This window comes from Sorangium sp. So ce375, assembly GCF_051473855.1.
In the GTDB taxonomy this organism is placed as follows: domain Bacteria; phylum Myxococcota_A; class Polyangia; order Polyangiales; family Polyangiaceae; genus Sorangium.
This window is the reverse complement of record NZ_CP150335.1, coordinates 711603-732639: the sequence shown is the minus strand read 5'-3', so window position 1 is coordinate 732639 and position 21037 is coordinate 711603. Positions and strand designations below refer to the sequence as shown.

19 protein-coding genes are annotated in these 21037 nt (G+C 71.6%); 5 read left to right on the top strand and 14 right to left on the bottom strand.

The genetic code is table 11. The features are described 5' to 3' along the window. Window positions 1-37: 37 nt before the first annotated feature. From WME90_RS02935 to WME90_RS02895, 9 genes are all read right to left on the bottom strand, one after another. On the bottom strand, window positions 38-676 hold the full coding sequence (locus WME90_RS02935; protein WP_437279525.1) for a DUF2914 domain-containing protein: 639 nt from the start codon (window positions 674-676) through the stop codon (window positions 38-40). Window positions 677-916: 240 nt separating this feature from the next. After that, entirely contained in the window at window positions 917-2257 is a 1341-nt protein-coding gene (locus WME90_RS02930; protein WP_437279524.1) for a multicopper oxidase family protein, read from the bottom strand. A gap of 1 nt (window position 2258) precedes the next feature. Continuing rightward, window positions 2259-3740, bottom strand: a complete 1482-nt coding sequence (locus WME90_RS02925; RefSeq protein WP_437279523.1) for a TolC family protein — start codon at window positions 3738-3740, stop codon at window positions 2259-2261. After that, the gene (locus tag WME90_RS02920) at window positions 3730-4164 is read right to left on the bottom strand and encodes a hypothetical protein (protein ID WP_437279522.1); all 435 of its coding nucleotides are present in this window, start codon (window positions 4162-4164) and stop codon (window positions 3730-3732) included. The genes WME90_RS02925 and WME90_RS02920 overlap by 11 nt, the downstream gene beginning before the upstream one ends. A 207-nt stretch (window positions 4165-4371) precedes the next feature. Further along, a complete protein-coding gene (locus WME90_RS02915; RefSeq protein WP_437279521.1) occupies window positions 4372-5961 on the bottom strand; it encodes a L,D-transpeptidase in 1590 nt (529 codons plus the stop codon). A 663-nt stretch (window positions 5962-6624) separates the two neighbouring features. Next, window positions 6625-6948, bottom strand: coding sequence for a hypothetical protein (locus WME90_RS02910; protein ID WP_437279520.1), 324 nt, complete (start codon window positions 6946-6948; stop codon window positions 6625-6627). After that, window positions 6933-7883 (bottom strand): hypothetical protein, encoded by a 951-nt coding sequence (locus WME90_RS02905; protein ID WP_437279519.1) that lies wholly within the window; start codon window positions 7881-7883, stop codon window positions 6933-6935. The genes WME90_RS02910 and WME90_RS02905 overlap by 16 nt, the downstream gene beginning before the upstream one ends. A gap of 23 nt (window positions 7884-7906) precedes the next feature. Continuing rightward, window positions 7907-9511: a S53 family peptidase gene (locus WME90_RS02900; RefSeq protein WP_437279518.1), complete on the bottom strand. Its 1605-nt coding sequence runs from the start codon at window positions 9509-9511 to the stop codon at window positions 7907-7909. Window positions 9512-9557: 46 nt separating this feature from the next. Continuing rightward, window positions 9558-10058, bottom strand: a complete 501-nt coding sequence (locus WME90_RS02895; RefSeq protein ID WP_437279517.1) for a hypothetical protein — start codon at window positions 10056-10058, stop codon at window positions 9558-9560. 528 nt (window positions 10059-10586) lie between these two features. Between WME90_RS02895 and WME90_RS02890 the strand changes: the two genes are divergently transcribed. The 3 genes from WME90_RS02890 to WME90_RS02880 all read left to right on the top strand — a co-directional run bounded on the left by WME90_RS02890 (window position 10587) and on the right by WME90_RS02880 (window position 13425). Beyond that, window positions 10587-11456, top strand: coding sequence for a homocysteine S-methyltransferase family protein (locus tag WME90_RS02890; RefSeq protein WP_437279516.1), 870 nt, complete (start codon window positions 10587-10589; stop codon window positions 11454-11456). 167 nt (window positions 11457-11623) lie between these two features. Next, window positions 11624-12313: a glutathione S-transferase N-terminal domain-containing protein gene (locus tag WME90_RS02885; protein WP_437279515.1), complete on the top strand. Its 690-nt coding sequence runs from the start codon at window positions 11624-11626 to the stop codon at window positions 12311-12313. Window positions 12314-12810: 497 nt separating this feature from the next. Continuing rightward, complete coding sequence (locus WME90_RS02880; protein ID WP_437279514.1) at window positions 12811-13425, top strand: hypothetical protein; 615 nt, start codon at window positions 12811-12813, stop codon at window positions 13423-13425. A gap of 104 nt (window positions 13426-13529) precedes the next feature. Here WME90_RS02880 and purU read toward each other — a convergent pair whose 3' ends face one another. The 3 genes from purU to WME90_RS02865 all read right to left on the bottom strand — a co-directional run bounded on the left by purU (window position 13530) and on the right by WME90_RS02865 (window position 15688). After that, window positions 13530-14423 carry a formyltetrahydrofolate deformylase gene (purU, locus tag WME90_RS02875; RefSeq protein WP_437283552.1) on the bottom strand — a complete coding sequence of 298 codons (894 nt, stop codon included), beginning with the start codon at window positions 14421-14423 and terminating at the stop codon, window positions 13530-13532. A gap of 99 nt (window positions 14424-14522) precedes the next feature. Beyond that, entirely contained in the window at window positions 14523-15260 is a 738-nt protein-coding gene (locus WME90_RS02870) for a histidine phosphatase family protein (protein WP_437279513.1), read from the bottom strand. 122 nt (window positions 15261-15382) lie between these two features. Then, window positions 15383-15688, bottom strand: coding sequence for a hypothetical protein (locus WME90_RS02865; RefSeq protein WP_437279512.1), 306 nt, complete (start codon window positions 15686-15688; stop codon window positions 15383-15385). 318 nt (window positions 15689-16006) lie between these two features. Here WME90_RS02865 and WME90_RS02860 point away from each other — a divergent pair, with 318 nt between their 5' ends. Continuing rightward, window positions 16007-16612 (top strand): hypothetical protein, encoded by a 606-nt coding sequence (locus WME90_RS02860; RefSeq protein ID WP_437279511.1) that lies wholly within the window; start codon window positions 16007-16009, stop codon window positions 16610-16612. A 78-nt stretch (window positions 16613-16690) separates the two neighbouring features. Here the strand turns inward: WME90_RS02860 and mgtE are convergent, their stop codons facing one another. Together mgtE and WME90_RS02850 are read right to left on the bottom strand one after the other, a co-directional pair. Next, on the bottom strand, window positions 16691-18025 hold the full coding sequence (gene mgtE, locus WME90_RS02855) for a magnesium transporter (protein ID WP_437279510.1): 1335 nt from the start codon (window positions 18023-18025) through the stop codon (window positions 16691-16693). A gap of 368 nt (window positions 18026-18393) precedes the next feature. Next, complete coding sequence (locus WME90_RS02850) at window positions 18394-19014, bottom strand: Maf family protein (protein WP_437279509.1); 621 nt, start codon at window positions 19012-19014, stop codon at window positions 18394-18396. A gap of 330 nt (window positions 19015-19344) precedes the next feature. Here WME90_RS02850 and WME90_RS02845 point away from each other — a divergent pair, with 330 nt between their 5' ends. Continuing rightward, window positions 19345-21033 (top strand): right-handed parallel beta-helix repeat-containing protein, encoded by a 1689-nt coding sequence (locus tag WME90_RS02845; RefSeq protein WP_437279508.1) that lies wholly within the window; start codon window positions 19345-19347, stop codon window positions 21031-21033. Window positions 21034-21037 lie beyond the last annotated feature (4 nt).

Here is a 21037-nt window from a genome sequence, read left to right as displayed (position 1 = left end):
GCCACACGTGTGGCTCCAGCGCCAGCTCCAACGTCGGCTACAGCGTCACCTCGAACGGCGCGCGCGCGAGCTCCTCGCCCGTCTCCGACCGCACGACCGCCGTCCACTCCCCCGCCTTCTGCGCCCCGCGCGTGAACGCCCACGTCCGCCACCGCGGCGACGGCCCGACCCCGAGCGTCACGTTCCCGACCGGCGCCCCGCCGCCCGGCGGGACGAACGCCACCGTGATCTCGCCCTCCACATCGCTCCGGTTCTCGACCTCCAGGAACGCATAGAGCCGCGGCGTCTCCGGCACGTGGAACGTCGTCCCCGGCGCCACCGGCTCGCGGTCCTTCACCCCTCCCGCGATCACCAGCCGCTTCACCTTCAGCTCCGCCGCCCCCCTCCCCTTCTCCTTCGTGTCACGGCTCCCCTTGCCCCCCTTGTCGGCCACGACGCTCGCGGCCTGCGCGGGCGCCGTCATCGTCGCGGCCTGCGCGGGCGCCATCACCGCCGCGGCCGGCTGGCCCGCGGGCGCCGCCGCCGCGGCGGCCGCTGGCTCGGGGCACTGCGTCGCCGCGGGGCTCGCGGCGGCGGTCGGCGCCGGAGGCCGCGCGTCGTGACGCTCGCCGCAACCAGCGAGCGAAACCGTGCAAAGCGCCAGAAACGTCATCCGTCGAGCCGTCTTCATCGCCATCGAAGCACTCCTCCGCAATCCGGGGTGTCCCCGCCTCGCCACCGGATATGGCAAGGCGTGGACCGCTTCTGGCTCGTTGAAATCGTTGAAGATTTTGGCTGACCTGTGGTCGCTCGACCGCGCCCTGTGTGTCCATCGAGACGGCCGACACGCAACGCCGCAGCCAGCCCGATCCGCCGGCCCTCTCGATTGGATGCGACGAGGAGATACAGACCGCGAGCTGGCGCTCGCGTCGAGGGATCACCCGCCCGGCTTCCCTCCCGGAGGCGGCTCGATCCCGTCCGCCCGCATCCGCTCGGCGCTCGCCGGCCCGGCCACGGTGCCGGCCGGGTGCGCATACCAACCGGCCGGGTCCGCCTTGTCCGGATCGTCGCGGACCTTGAGCACCGTGAACATTCCCCCCATGTCGATGTACGAGAACGGCCCGTCCCCGCCGCGCATCGGCAGGCTGTTCGGGGGGATCCGCATGGGCATCTCGCCCATGCCGCCCATTCCCGTGGTCCCCATCGTCATGTAGCCGGGCATCACGCGGCTCATCCGCCGATCGAGCGCGCCGGTCGCGGCGCCGACCATGTTCGGCAGGCCATGGGCCATCTGCATCATCGTGTGATGCGTCATGTGACAGTGCACCGCCCAGTCGCCCGGCTCCTCGGGGACGAACTCGATGACCCGCGTGCTGCCGACCGGGACGAGGACCGTCGTCTCCGGGTACTGCGCCGACTCGGGGACATACCCGCCGTCCGTCGCCGTGACCTGGAACGACAGGCCGTGAAGGTGGATGGGGTGGTGATCCATCGGGCCGAGATTGCCGAGGCGCACGCGCACGCGCTCGCCGCGGCCGACGACGAGCGGCGCCGTCGCGGGGAACGCCTTGCCATTGAACGTGAGGACGTTGAAATCGCTCATCGCGTTCGGGTCGGGCCGGCGCGCCCCCGCGTTGATCTTCCACTCGTGCGTCATCAGCACGAAATCCCGATCCACGCGCGGGCCCCTGGGCTTCCTCGGGTGCACGACGAACATCCCCACCGCGCCCAGCGCGATCTGGGTCATCTCGTCGAAATGGGAGTGATACATGTACGTCCCCGGATACCGCACGACGAACTCGTAAACATACGTCTCGCCGGGCGCGATCGGGCGCTGGGTGAGCCCCGCGACTCCATCCATCCCGTTCGGCAGCACGAGGCCGTGCCAGTGGACGGTGGTGGCCTCCGGCAGGGAGTTCGTGACGTAGATGCGCAGGCGATCGCCCTCGACCGCCTCGATGGTCGGGCCGGGCGTGCTCCCGTTGTAGCCCCACACCTCGCTCTTCAGGCCAGGAGCGATCTCGTGCTCGAGGGGACCCGCGACGAGGTGGCCGACCTTCACGCCGTCCACCACCCGCAGCGGGAGCGTGCTGCCGTTCGGCGTCACCACGGCGGGCTGCCCCCCGGGCGCCGCGGTCCGGCGAGGCGGCGGCGTGGCCGACGCGGCGCCCGCGCCGGACGGCGCGCCCGGGCGCTGCTGCGCGTGGGCGAGCCCATGCGTGAGGATGGCGGCGCCGGCGGCCAGACCGCCCGCGTGGATGAAAGCACGTCGGTCCATGTCAATGCCCTCCTTCGCCGGTGGCCGAGGCCCTCGGCATCGCAGCGGGAGCCCCCGCCCCCGCGGCCTCGACGCGGCGCCCTGCCAGGAGCGCGTCGAACGCAGCCTTCGCCGTCCATTGCTCGCGCAGCGCCTCGACCGCCGCGAGCTCGGCGTCGAGCTGCTCCCGGCGCGCCGAGAGCAGCTGGAAGACGCCGACCTGCATCGCGTTGTACTGGAGCAACGTCTGCTCCATGACCCGCTTGCGCGCCGGGAGGATCACGCCCGCGTAGTGCCGCGCGCGCGCGTGCGCGAACATGAGCCGGCTCTGCGCCTCGCGGACCGCAGAGCGGATGTCGACGGCGCGCCCGTGGTAGCGCTCGAGCAGGCTGTCGAACTCCGCCGCCTGCGCGGCCTCGGCGCCTTGCCGCCGATCGAAGAGCGGGAGCGAGAGGCGGACCCCGGCGCCGAGGACCCACGGGTGCTCGTGCGCCTCGCCGCTCGCGTTGAGCTCCCGCTCGCCGTGTATGCCGACGGCCACGTCCGGCACCCAGCCCTGGGCGCGCAGGGCCCCGGCGCGCCCCGCCGCCGCGTCCAGCCGGCTGCGCAGCTCCGCGAGCTCGAGGCTCGCCCGCACGGCCAGGGCCTCGGCGCGCGGCGGCGTCGCGAGCGCCTCGGGCGCCGCCGGGACCGCGCCGGCGATCGTCCAGGAGGTCGCTGCGCCGGAGAGGCCGAGCAGCCGATTGAGCCGCTCGCGCTGCGAGAGGAGCTCCATCTCGACCTGCGCGGCCGTGACGCGGGCCTCCTCGTAGCCCGCCTCCTGCGTCGCCACGTCGAGCTCCGGGACATTGCCCGCCTCGAAGAGCGCGCGGGCCGCGTCGCGGGCGGCGGCGAACGCGTCGAGCGCGCGGTTCGCGATGCCGACGCGCTGCTCCGCCGCCTGCACGGCGTAGAACGCGGCGCGCACCTGGTAGCCGAGCTCGACGACCGCGCCCGCGGCGCGGTAGCGCTCGGCCTCGTGCTCCGACCGCGCCGCCCGCGCGTGGAGCGGCGAGAGGAGCGCCGAGGTGAGGTCGATCTCGACCGCGAGCTCCACGTGCGCGTGCTCGACCCCCTCCTGCTTCGGCGTCACCCCGATCTCGATCTCCGGGTTCGGCAGCTTGCCCGCCTGCTCGAGGTTGCCCCGGGCGACGCCGACCTCCTTGAGCACGGCGCGCAGCTCGCGGTTGTTGAGCAGCGCGATGCGCACCGCGGCGTCCGCGGTGAGCGGCTGCCGCGGCGCCTTGCCGAGGGCGCGCGCGCCGTCGGCCGGCTCCGGATCGACCTCCTCCGACGCCGCGCTCGGCGGGAGCTCGGCGCGGGAGAGCTCGCGGATCCGCGCCATGTCGGCGGTCGACGACGGGGCGGCGCAGCCGGCCGCGGCCGCCGAGGAGAGCGCGAGGCTCGCCATGAGCGGCAGGAGGCGCGAGGAGAGCGCGCGCGATCGCCGGCGTTCAGTGCGCATGGACAGGCTCCTCGGGCTTGGCGGGCGCCGTGCCGCCCTCCGGCGGCCTCGCCGTCGCCGTGCCGCCCTCCGGCGGCCTCGGCGTCGCCGTGCCGCCCTCCGGCGGCCTCGGCGTCGCCGTGCCGCCCTCCGGCGGCGTCGCCGGCGCAGGACCGTGATGATGGTGGTGGTGATGGTGAGGGTCAGCGCCGGCGCCCGCGGCCCCCGCCGGAGCGAGCCCGACCCATCCCGCGGCGGGCTCGCCAGGCAGCGGAGGATCCTCCGAGAGGGCGACGCCGATCCGCGGCGAGGGGGCTTCCGCGGCCTGCGGTGAGGCAGCAGACGACGCGGGGAAGCTCGCGGGAAGGCTGCGCGGCGCGCAGCCGGCGAGCGCAGCGACGAGCATGAGCAGGGCGTTGGGACCGGCGAGGTGAGGTGATTTCATGGAAGCCGCTCCAGCATGGCGAGTGCGATCACGTGCGGGGCCCGATGACGACCGCGCCCCGCAGCAGCTTCATGCCGCATTTGAGCCCGACAGCTCCAGAGCTCAGCGCGGGGAGTTCGATCGCCAACAGGTTCGTTCCGGGTTGTGTGCCTGGCTGACGCGCGCGCTCCGGCGGCATTACACGCCGCCGCCCCGGGACGCGCGCGGTCAGGCGTGGATGTACACGAGCGTCCCGCCCTTGTCGTTGAACGCGGCGTGCCACCCTTCCGGGACGGGGGGATCGGTCCACGCGAACAGCCACGCCGCGTCGGCGGGCGAGAGGTTCACGCAGCCGCTGCTCCGCACCTTGCCGAACGCGTCGTGCCAGTAGACGCCGTGCAGCGCATAGCTGTTGTGGAAGTACTGGACATAGGGCACGTCGCGCAGGTCGACGGACGACTCGCTGAGATCGTCGCCATCCATCGTCGCCGTCACGTGCTTCTCCCGGATGAAGAACGTGCCCTGCACGGTGGCGCTGGTGGTCGCGGGATCGCCGAGCTCGCCCCTGCCCGTCGAGACGAGGGTCGCGAAGACGGGGCGCTCGCCCTCGTACGCGACAAGCGTCTGGAGCTCGATCGAGATGTCGATCCACTTCCGGCCGCGCGCCGCGTGCCCCCAGAAGTCGCGGCCGAGCCGCGCGACCCGGAGCGCGGACGCGGGGATCCACACGCCCGCGTCCGTCTCCGCATAGGCGCCGCCGGCGGCCGTCTTGCCGGTGAGCACCCAGCCGGAGCGGTGCGCCGCCCAGCCGTCCGGCTTGAGCTCGCCCGAGGCGTCGGGCTTCAGCGTGCGCACCCCGTGGTGCATGACGAACGCGGGGGTCCCCTGGCTCTTCACCTCCACGCCGCGCATCGCCGTGGGAACGACGGCCGAGGTGCGATCGATCGGGATGAGGTCGAGCTCGGTCGTCAGGCCGAAGCGCCGCCCGGTCCACTCGAAGGTGGAGATCAAGCCGAAGGCCGAGTCCGCCCGCGCGCGCCCGCGGTGCGCGGGGAAGCGGACCTTCTCCGCGGCGCCGAAGGGCTTGGGCAGGTCGCGGCGGCTCGCGAAGAAGGGCGTGAGCGGCTCCGGCTCGCCGAGGAGCGCCTCGTCGCGGCGGGACCACGCAGGCGTGCCCTGGGCGCGCGAGCGCCCCTCGACGCGCCGCTGCTCCGCCTCGCTGGGCAGGTGGACATAGAGGTGCGGCGGCGGCTTTCGCGACACGACATAGCGGTACGGATACGGCTCGCCGCGGCGCGGGCCGGCCGGCGTCGCGGCGACGATCTCGTGGTCCAGGTCGAGCGAGGCACCCTTGCCGACACACACGAAGCCGCGGGGGTGGACGGCGTACCAGCCGCCGGCGCAGCCCGCGTCGCCCGACGGCGCCGCGGCGCGCTCGACGAGCGCGCCCGCCCGCAGGTAACCGAGCTTGAGCGCGCCGCGCTCGGGCGCGGCGTACACGAACGTGCGCATGGCGATGCTCGCGAGCTTGTCGCCGCGCCCGGGCCGCAGCGCCTCCTTGGAGGCGGCGGGCTCGGCCGTGGCGGCCGCGCCGCCGTCGATCCTCGCGGAGAGCAGCTCGGCGGGGCCGGCGGCTGCCGGCGACGGCTCGGGAGCCGCCGACGCCCAAGCGGCCGATCGCGCCGATCGCCCCGGCGGCTCCTCGCCGGGACCGCAGGCGACCGCGAACGCAGCCGCCGCGAACGCCGCGGCGCGGAGCGACTGGCCCGGGCCACCGCGATGCCGCGCGCGCGCCTCCGGAAAAGAGCAAGCCGTCATCGACAACGGGCCTCGTCTAGCTCAGAGGCCGCCCGCCGGCCAGAGCCAGCGGGCCCGCCGCGCTCGCCATGCCGCAGGGTCCGTCCGCTCGCGCCACCGGCCCAGCGCGCTCCACGCCAGAGATGGAAGAGCCCCTCGCGCGCGTAGCCGTACCTCTTCACACCTCGGTCCGACGCGCGCTCGCTCGGACGGAGGCATCGCAATCCAATCAGCAGCGATCGGTGTTGCTGGCCGCCCGTGGGATTCTTGGTGCGCGCTCGGCGCGCTACGCGGGGAGATCCGGGCGGGCTGATACCGGCTGTTGAATCCGACCCAATTCACGTGACCCGCGGAAGAGCCATGGCCGAACCTACCGAGCTTCGAAGCGTGATCGAGCAGCTGCGCAAGGATCTCCCGGCAGGACCTCGCGCTGCCGGGGGTCGCCGAGTACATCGACCTGGTGCGGGCCGTGACCAGACTCGGATTGCGTTAATAGGCTGCTGCTGCGTGACGACGAAGAGCCCCGTCCGCGTAACCATCGTATTGGTCTGCGTCTCCTCACCACCCGGTAAGTGACGGCAGCCACCCGGACCGCGGCTCCGAGCCTCGCGGACCGCGATCCCGGGAACCCAGAAAGTGTCACCCAGGCTCTCGGTCTAAAGTGTTACCAGGGCTCCCGGTCGTTCAGTCCAGGAACCAAGCACCGTCGTCCAGGAACCAAGCACCGTCGTCCAGGAACCAAGCACCGTCGTCCAGGAACCGAGCACCGTCGTCCAGGAACCGAGCACCGTCGTCCAGGAACCGAGCACCGTCGTCCAGGAACCGAGCACCGTCGTCCAGGAACCGAGCACCGTCGTCCAGGAACCGAGCACCGTCGTCCAGGAACCGAGCGCCGTCGTCCAGGAACCAGGTGCCGCGCTCCAGCGCCGACTTCGCGTCTCGACGAGGCGCGCCTGCCCGCCACGACAGCGCCTCCGCTCGCCGTCCCTCGCTCAGCGCGAGCTCCACCGCGCGTCGTCCTCGATCAACCAGCCGAGCGCCCGCCTCGTCTCCTCGGCGACCGGGCCGTCGTACCGGTGGCCGGCCTCCTTGCTGCGCGCCACGCGAGCGGGCACCCCCGCCTTCTCGAGGCGCGCGGCGGCCGCGGAAGCGGCCGCGCTGCACCCGGCTTGCGCGCAGACGAAGAGGACCCGCTGCCCGCCGCCGTCCGCGAACGCCTTGGCCGTTTGGGGGGTCCACTTGTCGTGTCCGCCCTCGACCAGCACGAGGCGCGGGAAGAGCGCCGCCCGGCGCGCGGCGATCGCTGAGCCCATGATCGCGCCCAGCGAGAAGCCCGTGTAGAGCACCGCGCCGGGGTCCACGTGCTCGGGAAAGCGCGCCCGCAGCGCCGCGAGCCCCGCGTCGATCTCCCGCTCCAGGCGGGCGTTGCTCTCGTACGTGAAGCGGACGTCGCTCGCCGACGGCGAATCGGACCGCGCGACGCCCCGTGGGCACAGGACGAAGGCGCCGTCCGCCACGATGTCGCGCCACACCTCGCACTGCCACTCGGGCCGATCGTAGTTGCCGTGCGACGCGATGAGCACGGGACGCCGCGCCGTGGCGCCGATCGGCACCGACACCACCGCGCTCGGGAACCCCTCGACAGGGAGCTCCACGAACGGCGCCTCCGCGCGAAGGGGCGCGATCCCCGCGGCAGCGCCCGCTGCGTCGCCAGCAGCGCCCGCTGCGTCGCCAGCAGCAGTCGCGGCGTCCCCAGCAGCGGCCGCCGGCGTGGCGCCGCCGTCCGAGGCCCGCGGTGCGCCCTCCCGCGCCGGGGCGGGCGCGACGCTGGGCGGCGCGGGCGCCGGACCGGCGGCGCGGCCCGGACGGTCGCAGCCGACCGCCGCCGCGACGAGCGGGAGCGACGCGAGCGAGAGCGCGAGGAACGCGACGGGGAGCGCCATCCGACCCAGAGGATGACGCTCTTTTACGGGAGCGCCTCCGCGAGCTTGTCGGCGAGCGGAGCGCCCCAGCCGGTCGGATAGTCCCAGCCGGGCCCTGCGCTGAACCCCTCGGCGGTCTTTCCCTCCGTGATGTCGCGGAAGGCCGCCTGCACGCCCGCGTCGGTGTAGAGCGCCGGGTTCAGCCAGCCCACGACGGGCTTGCCCTGCGCGATCCGGTGGCTGTTCACCGACGCCATCAGCCCGGCGAACACCGGGGCAGCAAACGAGGTGCCGCCACGCTGATCCCACTCGCCCAGGAAGTAGAGCCAGTAGGGGGAGTCCGACGACGCGCTCAGCGCGACATCGGAGACCGCGCGCGTGCCCTGCGCGTCCGTCACGACGCTCTCCTGCCACCACGGCGTATCGAAGGCGCGCGATCGGCCCGAGCCCGAGCCGCTCCACGCCACCTCGCGCGCGACCTCGCCACCGCCGCCGAGCTCGAGCACCGTCCCGCCGACGCACGTCACGTACGGGCTCGACGACGGCACGTCGGGCCTGCTGGAGTCGCCTGCCGCGACGACGATCGTCATCCCGAGCGCCGCGCCCATGCGCGCCGCCTCGTTGTACTGCTCCCGGATCAGCTGCCCCTCCGTCTCCTCGCGGTGCGCGAACGACGTCGAGAGCACCGACACCTCGCCGGCAGCGATCGCCTCGTTCCACGCAAAGAGGATGGAGTGCGTGCGCGCGTCCGGCCCCTCGTACGCGATGAGCTCCGCCTCGGGCGCCATCACGCCCGACCACTGCATGTCAAGCGTGCTCTCGACATAACGCGTGGAGATCGGATCCGCGGTGACCACCTCCTCGGGGTTGTCGCGCGAGACGCCGAACGATCGCCAGAACGACTGGAGATCCCGGGTCTTGTACGTCGCCCCGACCACGACGCCGAGCTTCACGCCCTGCCCGCTGTGGCCGCCGGCGTGGAGCGCTTCGACCCCATAGGCGCGCGCGATCTGCGCCGGCGTGAACCCCTGCTCCCCTTCCGGCGGGGGGTCCGTCTCGATCGAGCCCCCCTCGGCCTGCAGCGGATCGGTGTCCGCGGGGATCTCCAGCGAGACGACGCCCGAGGCGAGGTCGATGATCCGCTGCGGCGGCCTGAGCGGATCGAGCGCGCCGTACGTGCGGAGCGGCTTGCCGCCGGCCGAGGGGTTCTCGCGCTCGAAGTCGCGGAGCTCGGTGTCGAACGCGGCGTTGAACTTCGCGACCGTGCCCGCGAACTCGATCATGAGCCGGTTCGCGGACCGTCGCCGGATCTCCATCCCCTGCTGGGTGAGCCAGTCTTCGACGGCCGCGACGTCGCTCTCGGACGGGGCGTGGCGCTCCATCCAGGTCTCGACCGACATGTACTTCCGGAACGTGTCCGGCTTCCCGGGATCGTACATGTCGTCGATCGCGCGCTCGAGCCCGGGGACATCCCGGGTCGGGAACCCCATGAGCGCGCGGAAGCGGCCCTCCTCCGGCGCCTCGCCGAAGTCGAAGTAGATCCCGGCCTGCGGCCGCGGAACGCCGCTCGGGAGCACCGGTCCGTCTTCTCCGCACGCCGTGCCCCCGAGGGCGAGCAGCGCAACGCACCAAACCGAGAGCGAACGCATCAACGATGCCCTGCGAGCGAGGGGGGAGGTGTCCGTCAGCCGAGGCTCAGCACCAGACGTGCTCGATGAGGTAGCAGGTGAAGGTCCCCGGCAACCAGGTCTCGGGGTGCCCGCCGGTCGTGTTGTCGGTGCATATCTCGCAGTAGGCGTGGACGCAGTCGGGGTCGGTGCTCTGCGGCTTCGCCCCGGGGGCCGACACGGGCTTCTCGGAGTAGAAGAACCCGTCGACCCTCAGCTGGTCGAGCTCGCTCTGCGACAGCTTCCCGAAGGCGGCCTCGTCCGAGGAGATGCTGAACCGATCGTCCGACGCGTCGGTCAGGGCGGGCGCCGGGTAGTCGCCGTAGTCCGCCGCTTCGATGGCGGCCATCTGCTCCGAGAGCAAGATCTCCTTGCCGTTGCCGGTGGAGAGCTTGATGCGCGCGTAGTCGATGGGCCCCCCCGAGTAGTCGAGGGCGTAGACCGTGTCTTGGCTCATGTCGAGGCTCAGGAACTCGCTCGTCTCGAGGGCCTTCGAGACCTCCGCCTGGGTGATCCGCTCATGTTCCACCGCGTCATCGACGGGAGCCTCCTCCGACGCGGCGCATCCGGCAAAGCCGGCAGCTGCGATGACGCCGAGCGCAACACTGAGAGCGAGCGATTTGGAAGAACGGATGGTCTGTCGAATCATGATGGCGTTCCTTTCGTTAGGCTCACTGACTGCGCTCGCCTGGCCTCGCGCGGGCCAGAGGGAGCTCCCTCATGTCGGTCCTGCGAACGTTCGCTTTGCTTGTCGGACCCTACGACCCGGGCGAGTCGAGTGGAATGAGGGGAAGATGAATTCATTTCAACGGTGCCGCAGGCCCCCCATACCTGGCAAGTCATTTCCCGGGTCGAAAGATAATTCCATCGCTCTTTCTGCGGCACAGTGGTCGGGACGGTGCACAGCGCGGGGGCTCGCATACCCCGAGCGACGGACGGGACATGACCGGAGTCAGGGGTTGCCGTTGAAGCCGGTCGCGCACATACCGGAGCCTACATGGAGGACGCGCCCAGAACGTCGTTCAGGTCAGCTGCTGAGACCGCTGAGACTGCCATCGTGGTCCTCGACGGCCCGCTCGGGACCGAGCTCGCCGCGCGCGGTATCGAGACGCCGGCGCCGCTCTGGAGCGCTGCGGCCCTGCTCGATGCGCGCGGCTGCGACGTCGTCCGCGCGATCCACCGGGATTACGCGCGCGCGGGCGCGACGGTGCACACGGCGAACACGTTCCGCACCAAGCGGAGGCAGGCGGGCGCCGCGTGGGCCGAGCTGACGGCGCGGGCGGTCTCGCTCGCGCGCGAGGCCGTCCGCGACGTGGGCTCGGGGCACCGGATCGCCGGCAGCGTCGCGCCGCTCGAGGATTGCTACCGGCCGGATCTCAGCCCCGCCGAGGCCCGACAGGAGCACCGCGCGATGGCGCAGGCGCTCGCGAGGGCGGGCGTCGACGTCCTCCTCTGCGAGACGTTCCCGCACGTCGGCGAGGCGCTCGTGGCGCTCGAGGAGGCGGTCGCCACGGGCATCGAAGCGTGGGTGTCGTTCACGGCGGGTCCGGGGTCTGATCTGCTCTCGCCCGAGGACATCGGCCTCGCCGCGCGGGAGGCCGCCTCCCGCGGCGCAGGGGCTGTGCTCGTCAACTGCACCCCTGCGGCGCGCACGCTCGCTCACGTCGAGCGGCTCGCGGGGTGCGGCGTCCCGTTCGGGGCCTACGCGAACGCGGGCGCGGAGACCGAGGGGCTCGGCTGGGGCGCGGGCGTCGACCAGCGCGGCTCGGGAGCCGCTCGTTATGCGGAGCTCGCCCGCCGCTGGCTCGACGCGGGCGCCACGATCGTGGGCGGGTGCTGCGGGACGGGGCCCGGGCACATCGCGGCGCTGCGCGCGCTCGTCGACGGGGCGAGGCTCGCGCCCGGCGCCGGGGGATCGCCGCGCTGAGGCGATGCACAGAATCGTCGGTTGCTCCCCACGGTGCGACGTGCCACCGATGCCCGACGAGCCGGGCAACGCCAGCGCCAAGCGCCGCCGCGCCCGGTAGACACGACCGCTAGCCTGAGACAGCACGCCGTCGCGATCGGCGACGACCCACGGAGACGGAGCGCAAGATGATCGATCTCTATTACTGGCCCACCCCGAACGGCTGGAAGATCAGCATGATGCTCGAGGAGACGGGCCTCCCGTACAAACTCATCCCGATCAACATCGGGCGGGGCGAGCAGTTCAAGCCGGAGTTCCTCGCGATCAGCCCCAACAACCGGATGCCCGCCATCGTCGATCACGACCCGGCGGGCGGCGGGGCGCCGATCTCCGTGTTCGAGTCGGGCGCGATCCTGCTCTATCTCGCGGAGAAGACGGGCCAGTTCCTGCCTTCGGACCTCCGCGGCCGTTACGAGGTGACCCAGTGGCTCATGTGGCAGATGGGCGGTCTTGGCCCCATGAGCGGCCAGGCGGGCCATTTCAATCTCTATGCGCCGGAGAAGATCCCCTATGCGATCGAGCGCTACACGAAGGAGGTGCGCCGGCTCTACGGCGTGATGGACAAGCGGCTCGCGGACCGGCCTTTCCTGGCTGGCGAGTACTCGATCGCCGACATGGCGAGCTATCCCTGGGCGATGGCGCACGAGCGGTTCGGGGTGTCGGCCGACGAGTATCCGAACTTCAAGCGGTGGCTCGAGGCGGTGCGCGCGAGGCCGGCCGTCGTGCGAGGGCTCGCGGTCGGAGAAGAGCTGCGGAACCCGACCCAGCCGATGGACGACGAGGCGAAGAAGTGGCTGTTCGGGAAGAAGCCCGAGTGAGCCGCCCGTCCCGCTGGCGCGCGGGCCGCGCCTTCCACGGCCGCCCGGTCGTGCGCCCCGGGCGCGCAGCGCCTCGCTGACGGGCTGCGACCGGGGCGGACGCGTCGCGATCGAACGATCCGCTCCGGCGCTGTACGCGCGACACGCCACAGAGCGTCCTGAGCAGCGCGGGACCACCAGCGCAGCGCGCCTTGCGATCAGGGTTCCGCCGGGCGCGCAGGGTCGTTGGTGCGCCCTGGCTGCATCCCGCGCTTCCTCTCGTCGAAGAAAGGGGGAACGAACGCTCCTCGGAGATCCGCTCAGCTCGGATCGCGGGGGCTCCGCCGCGAGGCGGGGATCGCGCGAGCGCGCTTGCATTCCCCGCCTGGCGGACGTCAAGCACGCCGCGAGCGGAAACGTCTGCACAGCTCCGCCAGGCACACACTCTGCTCTGGGGTGAGCCGAGATGTCTGGGCCTCGTAAGCCCTCACGGACATCGGGGGGAAGCGATCATGTCGATGCATAGCAAGATGCTTGTGCCTGCGTTTCTTTTCGCTGCTCTGGCCGCCGGTTGCATGGCGAATACGGACGATGCGGACCTCGATCAAACCGATCTCGATGAGGGGATCGGGGCCGTCGAGCAAGCGTTGGGGGAGGAGACAGGCGGATACCTGGGGATGGGCGGGGCCCAGCTCGCGCACGGACAGGCCCAGATCGGCCCCAGCAAGGCTGGACTCGGCCCCAGCAAGGGCGCGCTCGTGCCCAGCCAGGCAGGGGCGTTCCCCGGCAAGGGCGCGCTTGGACCGAGCAAGGGTCAGATGTTCCCCGGCAAGGGCTCGCTCGTGCCCAGCCAGGCAGGGACGTTCCCCGGCAAGGGCTCGCTCGTGCCCAGCCAGGCAGGGGCGTTCCCCGGCAAGGGTGGGATGCCGTCCAAGATCGGTTTCGGCGGTCCTACCGGCCAGCAATCGAGCCATGGGATCCAGGGTTATGCTGGTCAGCACGCCGGCCATGGCCAGTCGGCCATCTCTCAATCGGGTGCTTATGGCCAGTCGGCTGGCATCGGGCAGTCGCCCGCCTTCGCACCGGGCGTCACCGGTCAGGCCACCTCGCCCGGCCAACACGGCCGCCCGTGACCCCCCGCGCGCGCTCTTCGGGCCCCGAGGAGCGCGCGCCTCACCCGCCCTCGATGACCGGATTGCCCCGATGGTTCGGCCCAGCCGGGGCATTGTTCGGAGACCTAAAAAACGACGGTCCGGCGGCCCTCGACGATGACCCGCCGCTCCAGGTGCGCCCGGACGGCGCGGGAGAGGACGAGCCGCTCCACGTCACGCCCCATCCGGGTCATCTCGTCAGGGCCCATCTGGTGATTCACGCGCGCCACGTCCTGCTCGATGATCGGCCCCTGATCCAGGTCCCGGGTGGCATAGTGCGCCGTCGCGCCGATGAGCTTCACGCCGCGCGCGTGCGCCTGATGATAAGGCTTCGCGCCCTGGAACGCGGGCAGGAACCCGTGATGGATGTTGATGACGGGCGGCCCTTCATCGAGCATCTGCTCCGAGAGGATTTGCATGTACCGCGCCAGCACGACGAGATCGACATGGTGCCTCTTCAGCAGGTGAAGCACCTGACGCTCCTGCTCGCGCTTTGTCTCCGCGGTGATCGGGAGACAGAAGAATGGGATTCGAAAGCTCTCGGCCACCGCCTCGAGCGTCGGGTGGTTGGAGATGACGAGCGGGATCTCGCAGCGGAGCTCGCCCGCGCGCTGCCGAAGCACCAGATCGTAGAGGCACGCGGGATCCTTGGTGACGAGGATCGCCATCTTCGGGACGTGATCGCTGTACTCCACCGACCAGCGCGCCGAGAGCGACACGGCGAGCTCGCGAAAGGCGGCCTCGATCGCGCCGCGCGTGGCCGAGCCGCCCAGGGCGGTGACGGCGGCCGGCGAGGCGAGGCCGGACAGATCGACGACGAGACGCATGAAGAAGCGCGGGCCCTCGTCCATGAACGCATCCGTGTGATTGCTCGCGTCGATGATGTTCAGGCCGATGTCGTAGAAGAACCCTGCGAGTCGCGCGACGAGCCCGGGCTGGTCGGGAGCGGCGACGAGGAAGGTTGCGTGAACTGGACCCATCATGCGGGTCATGTAGCTCGCCCCGAGGCGGCGGCGCAAGCGCGAGGGCCGAGGGGGGACCGGGGGGCGGGAGAGGCCCGCCCGTGCGGGCGACGAGCGCTAGCGCCCCTCGCCGCTCTCCGAAGACGGCGGCCCAGACGGATCCTCCGCGATCCTGGGCGCCAGCGTGGAGAGCTCCGCCCAGGGGATGCGCACGGTCCGCTCGACGTCGCGCAGGTGCGCGCTGTCGTTGTAATAGATGAGATGCCAGGCCTCGGCCCGACCCCAGCGCCGCCTTCGCTGCCAGTGGGTGAGCGAGGTGTGGCGGGTGGCGAAGTGCGCGTTCGGGAAGGCGAGCGCGTTCATCCTGAAGAAGTGGAGAAACGCGACGTCGATGAGGCCTCCGTGCGTGACGACGACAATCGTCCGTCCCTCGTGCTCACGGGTGATGCGATCGAGGGCGACGGAGACCCGCAGCATGAACTGAGCCCAGCTCTCTCCGCCGGGGCTCGCCGGCCGGTACGGCTCGCGCTCGAAATCGATCGCGTAGCGCACCATCGCCTCGCCGACCGGCATCCCGTCTGCCTCGCCGGGGCGGAGCTCCTGGACCTCGTCATCGAGCGTGACGGGCAGCCCCAGGGCGGGAGCGACGATCTCGGCCGTCTGCTGCGCCCTGCGATACGTGCTGGCGATCAGGACGTCGGCGGGGATCTCGCGCGTCGCGGCCAGGCGATCGCGCAGGCGCTCCGCCTGGAGGACACCGAGCTGCGTCAGCCCGGTGTCCCCGCGCATCCCGCCCACGATACGGTTCACGTTGACCTGCGCTTCACCGTGCCGGATGAGATAGAGGTTCGTCACGATCTGAGCCTCCGAGGCGCGCGACCTCGCGGGGGGAGGGCCGCGCGGGGCGGTCCGCGCTCGCTAGGAAGAGCAAGGCCCCCCTCGAATGTCAAGCGTTTGTGCCGCCGCCGCGCGGGCGCTCAGGGACAGCCGTGGAAGAGCGCGAAGAGGGCCGCGCTCTCGGAGCAGACCTGCTCGTCGCGCAGGGCGCTGCAGAAATCGCCCTGCGTGAGAAACGTCTTCTTTCCCGTGCTGCCCTCGATGCAGGAGATCGAATAGGCGAACCGCGAGGCGCCCTCCCCGGGCACGCCGGGGATCTCCAGCTCGGAGCCTTCGCCCACCTGCGCGCCGCTGCCACCGGCGTCCTCCGGCGGGTCGACCTCGAGCGACGGGAATACCAAGATGGGCAAAATGCCGAAGAGACCGGCGACGAAATGCGGAATCATGGGTTCACCTCCAACGTCGATAGAAAGGCATCCTCGAACGAGGTAGCCATTTCAGCTGCCGAATCCAACATGCATTCGACAGGCCAGCTCGGGTCATGTCCGCCCATTGCACAGCGGCGCGCGAGCCCGCGCCCTTTCGCGCGCGGGCTCCCTGCCCCGTCCGGGTCGGAGGGGGCGCTCGGGCAGCTGCCGCGCCGGCGCGGCGCTCGGGACCGGCCGCGCGCCGCGCCGGCGTGGCGCGCGGCGCGCCGGGCTGGACCGCCCTTGCCAGCTCGCTCGGACCTGGCCTACAAGGCGGGCCATCTGAAGGAGACCCTCATGCACCGTCGCATCTTCATCGCGGCCGCGCTGCTCGGCTTCGCAGCCCTCTCCGGGTGCGGACCGCACTGGCGCGTCGTGACCCAGGCGAGCCCCGACACGTTCGTCGGCCAGCGGCATTTCGCCCTGATGCCCATCGACTACGTGGGCCTCTTCATCCTCGACCAGCGCGAGGACCAGTACCTCGCCAGCAAGGACGCGGACGAGCACCAGCGCTTCGTGGCGGACAAGGAGTCCATCAACGAGGAGTTCACGAAGGCCCTCGTCGCCCGCGCCCAGGAGGAGGGCATCGAGATCACGCCGACCGACAGCCCCACGTCGGCGTCGTTCGTGCTCAAGCCCTATGTCGGCTACATGAATCCAGGCTTCTACGCCGTCGTCTCCTCGGCCCCGAGCCAGATCCGGATGACGCTCCGGATCACGACGCCGGACGGCCGGGTGCTCGATGAGGTCCAGTTCTCGAGCCGCACGGCGTCGCCCATCCCGAACACGAACCTGAGCCCCGCGGAGGCGGACATGCTGAAGAGCGGCGGCCGCTGGCGCGAGGACGCGCGCGTCATCGGCGCGTACGCGGCCCGCTACCTCGCGTCGCGCGTCAATCCCTAGCGCGGCCCTCCCCGGGCCCCCGACGGCGCGTCCTCGCGGCGCGTCCTTGCGGCGCGCCGCGCGGAGCGCTCGGCCGCTTCACAGGAGCACCCCGCGGAGCAGGAGCTCTGCCACGCTGAAGTAGATCACGAGGCCGGAGACGTCGACGAGGGTCGCGACGAACGGGGCCGAGGCGCTCGCCGGGTCGAAGCGGAGCGCCCGGAGCACGAACGGCAGGAGCGCCCCCGCCAGCGTGCCCCACGTCACGACGCCGACCAGGCTGATCGCGACGGCCAGCGCGAGGAGCGTGTAGTGCGGGCCATAGGCCCCGAACAGCTTCTCCCAGGCGATGACGCGCGCGAAGCCGATCGCGCCGAGGATCCCGCCGAGCGCGAGGCCCGACGCGAGCTCCCGGCGGCTGACACGCCAGAAGTCGGTGAGCCGGATCTCGCCGAGCGCCATCGCCCGGATGACAAGCGTCGTCGCCTGAGAGCCGGAGTTGCCCCCGCTCGAGATGATGAGCGGAACGAAGAGGGCCAGCACGACGGCGCGGGCGATCTCGCTCTCGTAGTGGCCCATCGCGGTGGCGGTCAGGAGCTCGCCCACGAACAGCGCGGACAGCCAGCCCGCGCGCTTGCCGAGCATCCTGGAGATCGGGGTCCGGAGGTAGGGCGCGTCGAGCGCCTGCATACCGCCGAGCTTCTGGATGTCCTCGGTCGCCTCCTCCTCCACGACATCCACGATGTCGTCGGCGGTGACGATCCCCTTCATCCGACCCTCGCTGTCGACGACGGGTATCGCCACGAGATCGTGCTCGGCGAAGAGCCGCGCCACCGCCTCCTGGTCGGCGTCCTCGTTGACCGACACGACGTCGGTCTTCATGACGTCGCTGACGCGCCGGTCGCCGGGGGCGATCATGAGCTGTCTCAGCGACACGACGCCGCGCAGCCGCTGCGCGGCGTCGAGCACATAGCCGTAGTAGATGGTCTCGAGGTGATCCCTGGCCTGCCGCTTGAGGTAGCTGATCGCCTGGTCGACCGTCGCCTCCGGCCGCACGCGCGCGAACCACGGGCTCATGAGCCCGCCGGCCTCGTCCTCGGCATACGCGAGGAGCGCGCTCACCTCGCGCCCCGTCGGCTCCTCGAGCAGGGAGAGGAGCTCCGCCTGCTCGTCCGGCGACACCTCGAGGAGGATGTCCGCCACGTCATCGGGCGCGAGCAGGCGGATCCACAGCCTGCGCTCGCCCTTCGTGAGGCCCGCGAGGAGCGCGGCCTGGTCGGCGGTGGGGAGGCCCTCGAAGAAATCCTCCGCCTCCTCGCTCCGCAGGCGGCGATAGGCCTGCACCCGCTCCTCGTTCTGCAGGGCGGACCACGACAGGGTCAGATCGGCCGCCGTGAGCGTCTCGGCCGCGTTGAAGGGCGGGCGTTCCATCATCGCCTCACCTCGTCGAGCGCCTGGCCCGCCCTGTCGGCGTCGCCCGGCAGAAGATGCTCAGTCGTGCGGGCAGAGCGGCAGGCTCGACCCTGGAACCACGATTAGCAACGCGCGCGCCACGGGCGCCCCTCCCTGGAAGCCCCTGCGCGCACACAGCGCCACGGCCCCCCGCCTGCGCCGTCGGCCAGCGTAGCGCCTGGGGCGGCCGGCAGATTCCTGGTTCCCGCAGACTTCTTCTCGGCGCTCCGATCGCGTCGGCGCGCAATGGCGCGGTTTGGCGGGAACCTACCGTATCTCCTGCGATGCACTCTCTTTCTTGGCCCGCGTGAAGCCTGCAGGCGCTCGCGTCCTCACGCGCGCTCGTGCGCTCACGCGGGCGCGCCCAGGAGATCGACCCCGAAGCGGCGAAGGAGGCGGCAGAGCGGGACGAGGGGCAGACCCACGATGGCCGCCTCGTCGGCGTGGCGCACGTCGTCGAACAGCCACGGTCCGTGCTTCTCGAAGAGGTACCCGCCCGCGCTGCCGATCGGCCGATCCAGCTCGACGTAGCGGCGGATCTGCGCGCGGTCGAGCGGGCGGACGCGGAGCTCCACCGTGACGATCTCGGCCAGCGTCCGCGGCCCGCCGGCCACGAGCGGCGCGAGCGTCACCCCCGGCGGCGCGTGCACCGCGACGGCGGTATGGAGCGCGTGGACCCGCCCGGCGAGCCGCCCGAGCTGCTCCGCCGCCTCGTCGAGCGACGCGGGCTTGCGGAGCAGCTCGCCATCGAGCTCGAGCGCCTGATCGGCGCCGATGATCAGGGCGCCCTGCCGCGCGCGCGCGAGGCTCTGCGCCTTCCCCTCCGCGAAGAGCCGGGCGCACGCGAGGGGCGACACCCCCTCGGGCGCGATCTCGTCGAACGCAGGCGCGACGGCCTCGTACGCGAGCCCGAGGCGATCGAGGAGCGCCCTCCGGAAGGGCGACGTGGAGGCGAGGACAACCGGGAACATGGTCAGATCCATGGCACGGAACGACGCGCGTGCCGAGGGGAACCGCCCGCCCCGCGCATCGCGCTCCTCCTGCCCGTGGCGCTCCTCCCGCTCCTCTCGCTCCTCACCTGCTCTTCACGCTCTTCGCGCCGTTTGCACCGACTTGCTCTTATTTACCAAAATTTATCGAGAAATGGCAGACGCCGCGGATTCTCAGCAATGGTGACAGCGGCTGGGCAGCCAGAAATAACGACAGGACTTCCCGCCGTCAGGTGTCGCCTGAATTACCCATCATGCATTTCATTAAAAAGCAGCTTGCACTCGGACTCTACAGCACGCGACAGTACGCCTATGCAGCAACTCAACACAAGGCACCTCGTCACCCTCTCTCTCGTCGCGCCGGGCATCGGGCTCTCCGTGTTGCTCGCGGCCTCGCCGGCGAGCGCGGCGACGTACGAGGTGGGGCGGGGCAAGCCTTATGCGAGCCTCGCGGAGGTCGCCCCTCGCCTCGCTGCCGGGGATGTGGTCCAGGTCGAGGGCGACGCGACCTATCCGGGGGATTTGTTCTTCAAGAAGTCGGGCACCGAGGCGCAGAAGATCACGATCCGCGGCGTTCGCGTGAACGGCCGCCGCCCCGTCCTATCCGGGGGGTCGAATACGGTGGTCTTCGCTGGCAATCACTATACCTTCGAAGGCTTCGAGATCACCGGCGGATCGAGCCGCTGCGTGTTCAACCGCGCGCACGACATCACGATCCGCGACTCGGTGGTGCACGACTGCGCCGGGCACGGGATCCTCGGCGCCGACTCCGAGTCGGGCACGTTCACGCTGGAGTACGTCGAGGTCTATGCCTGCGGCTCGGGCGACACCCGGCACCCCATTTACATCGCGACCGACGAGGAGACGCGCCTCGGCTCGGTGTTCCGCATGAGGAACTGCTATGTGCACGACGGCAACGGCGGCAATAGCGTGAAGAGCCGCGCCGAGCGCAACGAGATCTATTACAACTGGATCGAGGGCGCGAAATACCACGAGCTCGAGCTGATCGGGCCGGACGGCCAGGACGAGGGGCTCGCGCGCGAGGACTCCGACGTCGTCGGCAACGTCATCCGCAAGACCGGCCAGCACTTCGCCGTGCGCGTCGGGGGCGACGGCACGGGGCAGACGTGGGGTCGCTTCCGGTTCGTCAACAACACGTTCCTGCTCGCCCCCGGGTCGCGGCCGGCGATCAGGATGTTCGACGGGATCGAGAGCGTCGAGATGAGCAACAACGTGTTCTATCGGCTCGGCGGCGGCGGCGTGGAGGTCTATGTCGACAGGAGCGCGAGCTGGAAGACGGGAACGGCGTTGATCTCGGGCGCGAACAACTGGGTGCCCAGCGGCTCTTCGGCCCTCCCCGCGGCGTGGACAGGCACGCTCCAGGGCGCCGACCCCGGCTTCACGAACGTCGGCTCGCTGGACCTCCGCCCGGCATCGAACAGCCCGCTCGTCGACGCCGGCTCCAGGTCGACGCCGAGCCCGGCAGGACACCCCTTCCCGAAGCCGCTCGCCGCGCCGCAGTCCTCGCCGATGAGGAGCGCGCGCGCGGCCAGCGGACCGCTGCAGCGGCCGGCCGCTGGCGCGATCGACATCGGGGCCTACGAGGCCGGCTCCAGCCTCGCGGCGTTCGCCATGAGGGCGGCGGACAGCGAGCTCGACCTCGACGTCGGCGACAGCGGCGCCGCGGACGGTGAGCGGAACGTCGACGGCGACGCCACCCCGACCAAGCGTGACGCCGACGCGAGCGACGCCGACGCCGCCGACGCCGACGCCGTCGATGCCAACGACGCCGACGCCAACGACGCCGACGGCAGCGACGCCGCCGCCAACGACACAGACGCCAACGAGGCGGACGCCTCGCACGACGCCCACGCCAGCTCGTGCAGCGTCGGCGGGGCGCTCGCGGGCGGCCCGGGCGCCGGCTCGGGCGCGCTCCTCGCCGGGGCGACGGCGCTCCTCGGGGCCGCCCTTCGGCGGCGCGGTCGCCGCGCCGAGGCGTGAGCCG